This window comes from Verrucomicrobiota bacterium (genome assembly GCA_019247695.1).
GTDB lineage: Bacteria > Verrucomicrobiota > Verrucomicrobiia > Chthoniobacterales > JAFAMB01 > JAFBAP01.
Genome location: JAFBAP010000111.1, coordinates 1 through 13,219, shown reverse-complemented (window position 1 = coordinate 13,219; position 13,219 = coordinate 1). Strand labels below are relative to the sequence as shown.

Annotated in this window: 7 protein-coding genes and 1 pseudogene; 7 read left to right on the top strand and 1 reads right to left on the bottom strand. The window is 61.8% G+C overall.

Annotation, left to right across the window (positions count from 1 at the left end; all coding sequences use genetic code 11):
- The first annotated feature begins 546 nt into the window (after positions 1 to 546).
- The 5 genes from galK to JO015_12840 all read left to right on the top strand — a co-directional run bounded on the left by galK (position 547) and on the right by JO015_12840 (position 6,428).
- Complete coding sequence (galK, locus tag JO015_12860; protein MBV9999987.1) at positions 547 to 1,644, top strand: galactokinase; 1,098 nt, start codon at positions 547 to 549, stop codon at positions 1,642 to 1,644.
- Between the two features lie 177 nt (positions 1,645 to 1,821).
- Entirely contained in the window at positions 1,822 to 2,898 is a 1,077-nt protein-coding gene (locus JO015_12855) for a UDP-glucose--hexose-1-phosphate uridylyltransferase (protein MBV9999986.1), read from the top strand.
- 6 nt (positions 2,899 to 2,904) lie between these two features.
- The gene (gene galE, locus JO015_12850; GenBank protein ID MBV9999985.1) at positions 2,905 to 3,882 is read left to right on the top strand and encodes a UDP-glucose 4-epimerase GalE; all 978 of its coding nucleotides are present in this window, start codon (positions 2,905 to 2,907) and stop codon (positions 3,880 to 3,882) included.
- A 104-nt stretch (positions 3,883 to 3,986) separates the two neighbouring features.
- Positions 3,987 to 4,673 (top strand): class I SAM-dependent methyltransferase, encoded by a 687-nt coding sequence (locus tag JO015_12845; protein MBV9999984.1) that lies wholly within the window; start codon positions 3,987 to 3,989, stop codon positions 4,671 to 4,673.
- Positions 4,674 to 4,688: 15 nt separating this feature from the next.
- Positions 4,689 to 6,428, top strand: a complete 1,740-nt coding sequence (locus tag JO015_12840) for a chloride channel protein (protein ID MBV9999983.1) — start codon at positions 4,689 to 4,691, stop codon at positions 6,426 to 6,428.
- 375 nt (positions 6,429 to 6,803) lie between these two features.
- Here the strand turns inward: JO015_12840 and mutS are convergent, their stop codons facing one another.
- Positions 6,804 to 9,320: a DNA mismatch repair protein MutS gene (gene mutS / locus JO015_12835; GenBank protein MBV9999982.1), complete on the bottom strand. Its 2,517-nt coding sequence runs from the start codon at positions 9,318 to 9,320 to the stop codon at positions 6,804 to 6,806.
- A 223-nt stretch (positions 9,321 to 9,543) separates the two neighbouring features.
- Here mutS and JO015_12830 point away from each other — a divergent pair, with 223 nt between their 5' ends.
- Both JO015_12830 and JO015_12825 read left to right on the top strand, forming a co-directional pair.
- Entirely contained in the window at positions 9,544 to 11,778 is a 2,235-nt protein-coding gene (locus JO015_12830) for an AMP-binding protein (protein MBV9999981.1), read from the top strand.
- Positions 11,779 to 12,121: 343 nt separating this feature from the next.
- A pseudogene (locus tag JO015_12825) lies at positions 12,122 to 13,219 on the top strand (NAD(P)/FAD-dependent oxidoreductase).

Here is a 13,219-nt window from a genome sequence, read left to right as displayed (position 1 = left end):
ACAACCGAAAAAACTGTTACAAATAAAGAAGGTCGGGGTTCGGTCACACGGCGGACACAGCGGGTTTGGCGGGCACAACGACTGAGTTCACACGGCGAACACGGCGGAAAGAGGGGGAAGGGAAAAGAGTTCGGAGTTCGGAGCGGCAGCATGGGGGGTGCGAGTGTCAACCTTAGAGTTGCCGCCAGGTTCCCTTAATCTGTGTAATCTGTGGATGTTTTCTCTTTTCTGCGTTCTTCTGCGTGTTCTGCGGATGATTTAGTCTTCCCGCCGTGGTCGCCGTGGCTCGCCGTGTTCGCCGTGTGAACTCAGTCGTTGTGCCCGCCAAACCCGCTGCGGCCGCCGTGTGACCGTGTGAACTCTGTCGTTGTGCCCGCGGTGTGACCAAAAATCCCTTGCGAACCGCCTGCCGGCAGGACTAGCGTAACCGGCGCTGCCTTCCCCCTTTTTCACCAAGCCATCAGAATGGATGTGGATGTCCCGGCGCGGCAAAAGGGTGACGTGCCGCGTGAGGCTGCTCCTCAATAACCAAAGTGGAACCAGTGCATGTCTAAAACCGTCGTTGCGTTTGCCCCGGGACGCGTGGAGCTCTTGGGTAATCACACGGACTACAATGAAGGGTTGGTGTTGGCGGCGGCCATTGATCTGGGCGTCACCGCGCGGGCCGAACGGCTCGACTCGAACGTTCTGGAAGTGAGTTCCGAAACGAACGGACGCCAAGCCACGGCATCTCTCGATAGACCGGAACCGTTGCGGGGTGACTCCGGCTGGGCCGATTACCCGCTCGGGGTCATCAAGGTCTTACGTGACGCCGGGCTAAACGTCGGCGGCTTGCGCATGCAGGTAAGCAGCAACCTGCCGCTCGGATGGGGTCTGTCGAGTTCAGCGGCTTTTGAAGTGTCGACGGCACTGGCCGCCTTGAGCCTTTACGGGCTGAGCGTTGAGCCCATGGAACTGGCGAAGCTCTGTCAAAAGGCCGAGAACGAATTCGTGGGCGTCAAGTGCGGCTTATTGGATCAGGCTTCCTCGGTTTTCGGGCGGGAGGGTGAAGTGATCCGATTGGACTTTCGCGAGGCGAGCGCCACGACGGTGCCGATGCCGGCGCATGCGGCGCTGCTGCTGGTCGACTCGGGGGTACCGCACGAGTTGAGCGGCGGCGAATACAATGAGCGCAGCGCGCAATGCAGGGCTGCGGCAGCGGCGCTCGGGGTCCGGGCGCTGCGCGACGTCACTTCAAAAGCGGTTGCAGCGGCGCCGTCACTTGACCCGGTAACGCGTGCGCGTGCGTTGCATATTACCGGCGAAATCGAGCGGGTGCAGGCCGGGGTGGCGGCGCTGGAGGCAAACCGCCTGGATGAATTCGGCAGGTTGATGTTTGAATCGCACGAAAGTTCCAGGCGCAACTTCGAAAACAGCACCGCTTTTCTGGACAGCCTCGTGGAGATTGCCGCGTCCACTCCGGGCGTCCTGGGGGCTCGCCTGACCGGAGGCGGGTTCGGGGGCGCGACCATCTGGCTGGTGGAAGAGGCCCAGGCGCCTGCGATCCTCGAGTCGGTACCCGGCGCGTACCACCGGAAAACGGGGGCTACCTGCAAAGTGCTTTTGACCAAGCCATCGCAAGGCGCCCGGCTGCTTCACGATTAGGGGGGGAATGGAATGGACGCGCAGCGCCGTGCCACCGCTGTGCGCGGCCGCGGCGGGGACCGGTGCAGGAGAGGAGATACCGTTTGCGAGCGATACCAATACCATCCGTAATCAAAGGTGTTTCCCCCCTGAACGAGCCGTGGTCGTCCCCAAAAGGTTTTGGGCAAACGATATAGAATAGAAAAGATGAATCCAACGCTTCTCGAGCATCCTCATCGCCGCTATAACGCCCTCACGGGCGAATGGATCCTGGTTTCGCCGCAGCGCACGAAGCGACCCTGGCAGGGCCGCCAGGAAGGCGCGCCGGCTGCGCAGCGGCCGGCCTACGATCCGAAGTGTTACCTTTGCGCCGGCAACGAGCGTGCCGGCGGGGCCAGGAATCCGCCTTACACCGGCACTTTCGTCTTCACCAATGATTTCGCGGCCATGCTCCCCCGGCCCGAAGGCGTGAGCGCGCCGGCGGAAGTCAATGAAGCGGGGGGCTTGCTGCACGGCCAACCGGTCTCAGGCAGCTGCCGGGTGATCTGCTTTTCACCGCGGCACGACTGGACTTTGCCCGAGATGCCCGAACCAGCCATCCGGAGTGTGGTGGACGTGTGGGCGGAGCAATCGGCCGAACTCGGAGGCAAGTACCGTTGGGTGCAGGTCTTCGAGAACAAAGGCGACATTATGGGGTGTTCAAATCCCCATCCCCACGGCCAGATCTGGGCCGGCGACTTCATGCCGAACGAACCGGCCAAAGAGGATCGCCAACAGCGGGCGTACATCGAGGAGCACGGCTCGCCGTTGCTTCTGGATTATCTGCAGGTGGAAGAAGACCGGTCCGACGAACGGATCATTGTCCAGAACGAGAATTGGGTTGCCATGGTCCCTTACTGGGCCACCTGGCCCTTCGAGGTGTTGTTGCTGCCCCGCCGGCATGTCTTGCGGTTTCCAGACCTGACGGAATCCGAGCGGACGACGCTGGCGCAGATGCTGAAGCGTTTGCTCACGCGCTACGACAACCTTTTCGAGGTCTCGTTTCCTTATTCGATGGGATGGCACGGCGCGCCTTACGGCGTGCAAGCACCCGAAGTGACCGGCTGGCAGCTGCACGCCCATTTCTATCCACCGCTGCTGCGTTCCGCGACGGTAAAAAAATTTATGGTCGGCTACGAGATGCTGGCCGAAGCTCAGCGCGACATTACGGCCGAGCAGGCGGCTGCAAAACTTCGCGAGCAAGCCGAGATCCATTTCAAAGAACGAAGCGCATAGAAACTCATGAAAATTTTGGTCACCGGCGGGGCCGGATACATTGGCAGCGTGGCCGTCGAGGAACTGATTGCGGCGGGTGAGTCGGTCGTGGTGTTCGATAATCTGTCTCAGGGACACCGGGCCGCAGTGCACCCTGATGCGGCTTTTATCGAGGGCGAACTGGCTGACCGGGCGGCGATCGACTCGGTAATAGCCGAGCACCGACCGGAGGCGGTGATGCATTTCGCTTCCAAGACCCTCGTCGGCGAGTCGATGCAACATCCGTTTTTGTACCTGGGCGAAAACATCACGACCGGCCTGAACCTGCTTCAGAGCGTGGTCGACCACGGCGTGAAGCGTTTCATCCTGTCGTCGACGGCGAATCTGTTTGACCAGCCTGAGCGCATGCCGATCGACGAATCGGAGCGCATCGTACCGGGCAGCCCGTACGGCGAATCGAAGTTCATCCTGGAACGAATGCTCCATTGGCTCGACCGCATCTACGGGGTGCGCTACGCCTGCCTGCGTTACTTTAATGCCGCCGGGGCCACGGGAACTCACGGCGAAGATCATGACCCGGAGATGCACCTTATCCCGCTGGTGCTCCAGGTGGCGATGGGTAAACGGGAAAAGGTCTTCATTTTCGGCGGTGATTACCCGACGCGCGACGGGACCTGCGTGCGCGATTACATCCATGTGGTTGACCTGGCGCAGGCTCACATCCTGGCCCTGCGCGCGCTGGATCAGGGCAGCCGCGTTTACAACCTCGGCAACAGCGAAGGGTTTACGGTCAAGGAGGTTATCGACTCCGCCCGGGCCATCACGGGGCACCCGATCCCGGCCGACGTCGCGCCGCGCCGGCCCGGTGACCCGGCGGTACTGGTGGCGGGCAGCGCCAAAATCCGCCAGGAACTGGGCTGGACGCCGCGTTTTCCCCAGGTGCACGACATTATCGAAAGCGCCTGGCGGTGGCACCAGGCCCACCCCAAAGGGTACGGGGATTAGGGTATCGGGTGTCGGGTATCGGGTGCGAGCGTGGGGGTGGGTCGCCGATGTCGATCCCAAAGTTCCTCTTTTCCGCCGTGGTCGCCGTGTGAACCTCTTCCGCCGTGCCCGCCGTGTGCTCGTGTGATTTTGATCGCGTCAGCCGGTTTTATCCATTCCTTGAACGGCTGGTGTTCGGCGACGCGCTCGAGCGCAGCCGCGCTTCGTTCATCAACCAGGTCGCGACCGCCCGTCAGATTTTGCTCATCGGGGAGGGTAACGGGCGGTTCCTGGAGCTGGCGCTTGGAATTGTGCCCTCGACGGCCGGTTTGGTTATCCTGGATCCCAGCCGGCGGATGCTGGAGGCGGCGCGCCGGCGCGGTGAGAGGCATCCGCGCGGGTCCCGGACGAATTTCGTGTGCGGCGATGGGCGCACCTGGTCACCCGGCCGTTTTGCGTTCGACCTTTTCGTTACCCATTTCGTGCTGGACCTCTACACGCCTGCAAACCAGGAGCGGCTGATCGCGAATCTCGATGCGCACGCCGCAACGGAAGCGTATTGGATCGACGTTGACTTTGTGCCGGATCCTCCAAGACGTGCGCACCAGGCGCTTATGTGGCTGCAGTATTGTTTTTTCCGGGTAGTTGCCGCCGTGGAAGCAGACCGGCTGTATGGAAGTGACGCTCTCCTGCGCCGGCGGCGTTGGGAACTGGTCGACACCAGGCAGCATGCCGGCGGCCTGGTTCAGGCCAGGCTTTGGCACAGGGCCTCAGGTAAAGGTTGCGCTGAAGACGACATTCGGTCTGTTTGACGTGGTGCTCCGCCAATGGCCAGAATCGATTCTCTCCACCCTGTCCGGCTTATCTTCGCCCGGCTCCGCGATGCGCTGCCGGCAGAATTGCGTGCCTACCTTCTACCCGTGATTTACGGGCTTGGAGGGGGACTGGCCGCGGTGGCGTTTCAGCGTGGAATCCAGGTCGTTTACCGCGCGTTATGGGTGCCGGCATTCCAGCTCTCCAAACCATTCTTCGCGCTGGCCAGCTTTCTCGCCCTGACGATAAGCACCCTCCTGGTCGGTTTGATCCTGACCCGGATCAGCCGGGATGCGGCAGGCAGCGGCATCCCGCAGGTAAAAGCCATTTTCTGGCGCGATTTTGGTTACATACGCGCACGGGTGATCATCGCCAAGTTCTTCGGCGGGATCGCGGCGATCGGCGGCGGCTCGAGCCTGGGCCGGGAAGGCCCGAGCGTCCATATCGCGGCTGCGGTTGCCTCCAATCTGGCGGGTGTGTTCGGGCTGGCCAAGCAGGCCCGGCGCCCTGCCCTGCTCAGCGGTGCAGCTGCGGGGCTGGCAGCCGCGTTCAACACACCTTTGTCGGCGATCACGTTCGTGCTCGAGGAGATTGTCGAAGACCTGAACAGCAGAGGTTATTTCGCCCAGGTGCTTGTCGCAGCGGTGGTTGCGACGTTCGTGACCCATTTGTTTCTGGGGAATGTGCCCGCGTTCGACATCCCCAATATCCAGCGACTTTCGTGGCCGACATTTATCCTGGTTGTCCCGGCGACGGCGCTCGCGGCGTTCGCCGGGTGCACCTTTCAGAAGAGCACTCTGATCTGGCGTTCACAGATCAAGCGCCTTCAGGGGATCCCGGAATTCGTTCGTCCGACCGTGGGCGGCCTGATCAACTGGGGGCTCGGGCTGGCGGCCTTTGTTCTCGTGAGCCGTACGGGTGTGTTCGGACTCGGCTATGACGACCTGGAGGCGATGTTGAGAGGTCAGGTCGGTTTCGGTCCAACCCTCGTTTTGCTGGTCGCCAAGCTGGCCGCCACCATAGCGGCTTATGCCTGGGGCGGCGCCGGCGGAATCTTTTCGCCGACGCTGTTTTTCGGTGCCGCAGCCGGCCTCGCGGTCGCGCAGGTCGCCGGCGACCTTGTGCCGCTGGGCGCCTCCGACCGGATCGCGCTGACGGTGGCCGGAATGAGCGCCTGCCTGGGCGCAGTCGTTCGGGCGCCTTTGACTTCGATCGTCATCGTTTTCGAAATGACGCACCAGTTCACCTTCGTGCCAATCCTGATGATCGGTACCCTTGTCAGCCAGACGGTGAGCCGCGCCTTATGCCACACTAATTTTTACTCGGAGATCCTGGAACGCGACGGCATCGACCTGGAGAAGCACATCCCCCCGCGGTCCCTGGCCGCACTCCAAAAACGGCCGGTCGCAAGCATCGCCAATTTTGCGCCGGTTTATGCCGTCAGTCTTGACCGGACGGTGGTTGCCGACCTGTTTGCCACGATCCCTTATCGCCATCTTCCCCTCGTGCTTGACGGCAAAGTTGCCGGGGTAGTCAGCCGCGGCACGGTTCTCAATGGCGCGGATCCCACCCTCCGTTCTGAGCCCGCCGTTTGCGTCCCGCCCTCGGTCACGATCCGGGACGCGGTGCAACGCATGGTGAACGAATCGCAGGAACTTGTGTTACTCACGAGCGAGCCGGAGGGAAAATTACTCGGCATTGTGACCCTGCATGATGTCCTCCGTTTTCAGAACCAGTTCACGGAGATGTTGTGAGTGCCCGTCACACCGTCACACGGCGGGCACAGCGGGTTGGGCGGGCACAACGTAAGAGTTCACACGGCGCCCCGGCGGAACACGGCGACCACGGCGGGAAGAGGGGGAAAGAGTTCGGCGTTCGGGGCTCGGAGTTCGGAGTTCGGAGTTTGGAGTTCGGAGGCGTCGTAGAAACGGGTCCGATCTCCCCCGAAGGTCGCGCTCACCCGGCGGGAAAACCGAATCATCCGCAGAACACGCAGAAGAACGCAGAGAAAGATCCACGAAACCGGAGCTTGACACCGGCAGCCGGGATCAATGATGCCGCTCCGAACTCCGAACTCCGAACTCCGAACTCCGAACTCCGAACTCCGAACTCCGAACTCCGAACTCCGATTACTTCTCCCTGGGCCCGGGGCTGAAATCAAACAGGTTAAGCTGCGGCTTCGGCTCTTCATGCCGGCGGGGGCGCGCTTTGAAGACCTTGGCTTCGGCCAGACGGGGACGGCCCTGCGCGTTAAGCTCCGAAGCCTCCAGGTTGGCGAGGATTTCTTTGGCTCGCGCCAACACCGGCTGAGGCAACCCGGCCAAACGGGCTACCTGAATGCCGTAGCTTTTGTCGGCCGGTCCGCGCTGAATTTTTCGGAGAAAGATGATCTGATCGTTCCACTCGCGGACGGCGACGTTGTAGTTTTTGACCCCCGGACAGATCGCTTCCAGTTCGGTCATCTCATGGTAATGGGTGGCAAACAGGGTGCGGACCTGAAGCACGTCGTGCAGGTGTTCAGCGACGCTCCAGGCAATCGACAACCCATCGAAGGTGCTGGTGCCGCGCCCGATTTCATCAAGGACGACGAGGCTGCGCGAGGTCGCATTATGGATGATGTTGGCCGTCTCGTTCATCTCTACCATGAACGTCGACAGCCCCCGCCCAAGGTCGTCCGAAGCGCCGACCCGGGTAAAGATTCGGTCGACCACGCCGATCTCGGCCGATCGGGCCGGCACGAAACTGCCGATCTGCGCCATCAACACCAGCAGGGCAACCTGCCGGATAAAAGTGCTCTTACCGGCCATGTTCGGCCCTGTAATCAGCAAAAGCCGGTTGTCCTGGAGGTCGAGCAGACAATCGTTGGGGACAAATTTTTCCTCGCCAATGTTCTGGTCGAGAACCGGGTGACGCCCCTCTTCGATGGCGATCCGGTCGCCTTCGTTCACCACAGGCCGGCAATAGCCGTACAAACGGGCCGTTTCGGCCAGTGAACAGAGCGCGTCCAACTGCGCCAGGGCGCCGGCCGTCGCCTGAATTTCGGCCAGATGTTCAAGCACCCGCCCCCTTAGCTCGACGAAGAGTTCGTACTCAAGCGCCTGCGACCGTTCTTCAGCGCCTAGAATCCTGCCCTCGACGTCCTTGAGTTCCGGCGTGATGAAACGTTCACCGTTGACGGTGGTCTGCTTGCGGACGTAATCGGACGGGATCGCATCCAGGTTGGCTTTGGTGACCTCAATGAAGTATCCGAACACCGAGGTGTAGCGGATCTTGAGCGACCTGATGCCGGTACGATCAATTTCACGCTGCTGCAGGGATGCGATCCAGGCCTTGCCGTTGGCGGCCGCCTCGCGCAACTCGTCCAGTCCGGGGTGGTATCCCGGCCGGAACACGCCGCCCTCCTTGACGGTGGCGGGCGGCTCTTCCACGAGTGCGGTGCGCAGCATTTCCTGCAACTCGGGCAACGGTGCAATCTGCCGTTGCAATAGCCCGACGATCGCATCCGGGTCGTCGATCACCGCTGCGTGACGCAACGCTTCCAAGTGGGCGAGAACATCAGGCAGCGCTTCGAGCGAGCAGCGCACCAGGTTCAAATCGCGGGCATTGCCGGTACCCTGGCTCAACCGTCCCACCGTGCGTTCAATGTCCCGGATGCCTCGCAGCGATTCGCGGCAGGCGTCGAGCAGAAACGGTTGTTCCAGCAGCCGTTCGATAAAATCCTGCCTCCGGTGGATGACTTTCTGGTTTCGCAACGGTTTGAGAATCCACAGCCGCAGCAGCCGGGTTCCCATGGGGGTGACCGTCCGGTTAAGGGCCTGCAAAAGGCTGGTGTCCTCGCCCGCTGCGCGCGGCTGCACGAGTTCAAGGTGCTGCTGCGTTGAGCGGTCGATGGCGACGTGTTGATCGGAGAGAAACACGCCCATGGTGCGGACGTGTTCCAGCGAGCGTCGCAGCTGATTTTTGAGGTAATGCAGGGCGGCACCCGCCGCGCCGACGGCGGCCGGCAGATCGTCACAGCCGAAGGCGTTAAGCGAACGCACATTGAAATGCTCGCGCAGAAAGCCCTCGGCATGGTTGCATTCAAACGCGTACGCATCGTACGGCATGGCTCCGGACAAGTTTTCCAGCTCACCGCCCTCGGCCACGATCAATTCCGAAGGGAGAAACCGCGTCAGCTCGTCACTGAGTGCCGCCCGGGTGGGCAACTCGGTGATCCGGAGTTCGCCGGTACTTACGTCGAGGAGGGCCAGCCCAAACCGCCCTTTTCTCGCGTGCGCGGCGGCAAAGAAATTATGCCGGCCCGAATCGAGGATCTGCAGGTCGTGCACGGTACCCGGGCTGACGATCTGGGTCACTTGGCGCTCGACGATCTTACCCGGCTGGGGCACGCCCAACTGGTCGCAGATGGCGACGCGATGCCCGGCCTTGATCAGCCTGGCGATGTAAGTCTCGGCGGCATGGAAGGGCACGCCGCACATGGGCATGCCGTTTCGCTTGGTCAACGCTACATTCAACACGTCAGCCGCGACCTTCGCGTCCTCCATAAACAGCTCGTAAAAATCCCCGAGACGAAAAAGGAGAAGCGTGCGATCCGGCAGCCCGCGACGGATGCTGAGGTACTGCTGCATCATCGGCGTGTCGGACATGGGACGCAACCATAACGGCCGGGACAGCTCCAGGCAACCCACAAGGCGCGTGGCAAGCGGCGTGCCGCGTCACTTTAAGCTTTTCAGGGGCGCCGTTTGTGCCACATTGGGCCTCCAAGCCATGCGCAGTCCAGGCCTCGCGGAGAATTTACCCGTTGCCTTGCACCTTTAACTCCCAGCTTCCGATCTCGCCGTCTGAAGCTTGACTGCGCTATTTGCCATCATGCCCACGCACCCAGGCCAGAAACCGAAAACCCTGCTCCGAACCGTCGCCCGGGCGGTCTACAAGGTAAGACCTTCGGGCCTGGAGAACCTGCCCGAAGGCGGTTTTCTGCTCCTGCCGAACCACCTCAACCCGGCGGATGCGTTGGCACTGCAACTGGCTTGCCCGCGACCGATTCGATTCATCGTTCACCGCTCGGTTTACGAAATTCCCTGGCTCAAGCCGGTGTTCAAGCTGGCCGGGGCGATCCCGATTGCGAATGTCCGCACGAAAGAAGCCTTGCACAAAGCCGTCGACCGGATTCGCCGGGGTGAGGTGGTCTGCATTTTTCCGGAACGAGAACTCGGCGGAAACGGGACCCTGGTCCGGCTGCACAAAGGCTTTGAGGTCATCGCGCGCTGGTCGGAAGGACCGGCCGTGCCCGTGTGGCTGGAGCCGTTGGCGGACTCAATTTTTTCGGTAAAGCGCGGCGGATCCTTTGTCAGGTGGCCGGGACGCATCCAGACGCCGGTAGCCGTAAGCTTCGGCGCCCCGGTGACGCCGGCTGCAGCGAGCCTCGGGACGGTGAGGGAGCGGCTGCTTGAACTGGGTGAGCTTTGTTTCCAGCAGCGTCCCGGTCTTGACGGCCACCTTGGGCGAGCCACCGTCCGAGGGTTAAAGCGCCATCAATTCAAGGAACTCGTGATCGACGGGATGGATCACCGCCGGATGAAGGGCGGCAACCTGCTGGCGGCCGCGATCGCACTAAGCAGGTGGATTAAAAGTCATTGCGCCGGTCAGCGGGTTGCGATCGTGCTGCCGCCGGGTCTGGGCGCCATCGTGGCGAACCTGGCGATCACCCTCGCTGATAAGGTGGCCGTGAACCTGAACTTTACGGCCGGACGCGCGGCGCTCGAGTCCGCAATCCGCCGCGGGGAAATTTTGCACGCCATCTCGGCCAGACCGGTGATGAAGCGCCTTCAGGATTTCCCCTGGCCGCAGGAGGTTTACCGGCTGGAAGAATTGATCCCGCAGCTGAAGCCGAAAATTGTGGCTTGGCGCCTGTTTACCCTGATCACGCCGAGTTGGTTAATAAGCCGGGTGCTCGGGCTGCCTCGCAAGGGCGACCGGCGCGAAGCGGTGCTGCTTTTCACCAGCGGCACTTCGGGCGAACCCAAAGGGGTGGTTTTAAGTCACCGCAATGTCCTCGGCAATGTGATGCAGTTCCGGACCCTGGTGCACCTCGGCGAGCGTGACACCCTGATGGCTTCCCTGCCGTTTTTCCACAGCTTCGGCTGCACGGTGACTCTCTGGCACCCGTTGATCAAAGGGGTGCGCACGGTCACCTACCCGTCGCCGCTTGACGTTCAGAAAAACGCGGAACTCATCGAGCGCTACAAGGTAACCCTCCTGGCGACCACCCCGACCTTCCTCCGCGGCTACTTGAAGCGCTCCGAGCCGAAACAATTCGCCAGCGTCAAACTCCTGATTGCCGGGGCGGAGAAGCTGCCGCGAGAACTCGCCCAAACGTTCGAGGCCCAATTCAATATCCGGGTGCATGAAGGTTACGGGCTGACCGAGATGTCGCCGGTCGTAAGCGTTAACCTGCCGAATTCGGCGAAGCGCCACCTGACGGACAGCCGCGAACCGGCTTCGCGCGCCGGCTCGGTAGGCAAACTTCTCCCGGGCCAGGCAGCCCAAATCCGCGATCCCGAGACTAACGCCCTCCTGTCTCCTTACCAGCTGGGCATGCTCTGGCTTAAAGGGCCGAATGTCTTTGAAGGTTACCTGAACGAGGAGGCAAGAAGCCGGGAAGTGCTGCAGGACGGTTGGTTCAAGACGGGTGACCTGGGCCGTTTTGACGAGGACGGCTTCCTTTACATCGAAGGGCGGATCTCCCGATTCTCGAAGATCGGGGGTGAAATGGTGCCGCACGAGGCGATCGAGACTAAACTGATGGAGCAGTTTGACCTTCGTTCCGACGAGCACCGAATGGTGGCGGTCGTCGGGGTGCCGGACGAAGCCAAAGGCGAGAGCCTGGTGTTGTTATGCACGCGCGATTTGGAGCCGAACGAGGTGCGGGAAAAGCTGGCCGCCGCCGGTTTCCCGAATCTCTGGGTACCCAAGATCATCAGGAAAGTGGACGAACTGCCGGTCCTGGGCTCAGGCAAACTGGATCTGGGCCGCTGCAGGGAGCTGGCGGCGGACGCCGCCGCGCGCGGACCCGCGCACAAGGTGACGTCCCGCCATCCGTAGGCTGCGCGTAAGTTCAACCGGCCGCCGCGGCGGGCCGGAGTGCCGTGGATGGGAGTTTGCGCGCCGGAACGCCGCGTAAGTGGAGCGGCTCATACCGTATCCTTGGGCGGCGGCCGGCCTACTACTTTCGTGTTGTTGCCGCCGGGGCCCGTGCCGTGCCATGAAGGAAATCTCTAGGATGGGGTTAGTCGCCTTTTTCCTTTTTCGTGAAGAGCGGAAAGCGACTTTCCTCTCCGCGCTGGGGGGGGTTGAGCGACAACGTTTCACCTGAAGGTCCGTCTGACTCCAGACCCGGTTTTGTCACATCGCTCCCAGAAGGCGTCTAAACGACTCGGAAAAGCATATGAATGCGCCAACGCAACAAATGGCTGATTGGCTGGCCGCTTTTGGCAGCGCACTTGATCGGGCGGATTTCACCACGGCAACGCAAATGTTTGGTGAAGACTGTTATTGGCGCGATTTGGTGTCGCTTACCTGGAACATCGTAACGTTTGGAGGCAAAGAAAGCATTCAAGCGATGTTAAACGCAACGGCACCCCAAGCGCAGCCCTGCCGATGGCAACTCGAAGGTGAGGCCACCTTGGATAATGGCGTGACCAGCGGCTGGTTCACCTTTGAAACCGCCGTGGCGAGGGGAAAAGGATACCTCCGCCTCAAAGGCGACCGGTGCTGGACGCTGCTGACCACGATGGCGGAGCTTAAGGGGTTCGAGGAGAAAAGGGGCCCCACTCGCGCCGTCGGCCTTCAGCACGGCGCGGTTCCCAATCGCAGGACCTGGCTCGACCACAGGCTTCAAGAAGCCGCGGAACTCGGCCACACCACGCAGCCCTACTGCGTCATCATCGGGGGTGGGCAAGGGGGAATCGCCTTGGGGGCCCGGCTGAAACGGTTGGGGGTGCCCACCATCATCGTCGAAAAGCACGCTCGGCCCGGGGATTCCTGGCGCAAGCGGTACAAGTCGCTCTGCCTGCATGACCCCGTCCGGTACGACCACTTGCCCTACCTTCCGTTTCCGGACCATTGGCCGATCTTTTCTCCAAAAGACAAAATCGCAGATTGGCTGGAGATGTACGCCAAGGTCATGGAGTTAGACTACTGGGGTTCTACCGAATGCGAAGGGCGCCCGGTATGATGAGAAAAGGCAGGAGTGGGCGGTAACGGTCGACCGTCTTGGCGAGACGATGGTTCTTCGCCCCAAGCAGTTGGTCCTTGCCACCGGCATGGCCGGGGTGCCCCACGTCCCGGAAATCCCGGGCGCCGATGCCTTCAGGGGAACGCAATGCCACTCCAGTAAGTACACCAGCGGCGAAGCGTACCGGGGCAAAGCGTGCGTTGTGTTAGGCGCTTGCAATTCGGCCCACGACATCTGCGCCGACCTCTGGGAGCAGGGCGCGGACGTCACGATGGTCCAGCGCTCATCCACGCACGTGGCCAAATCCGA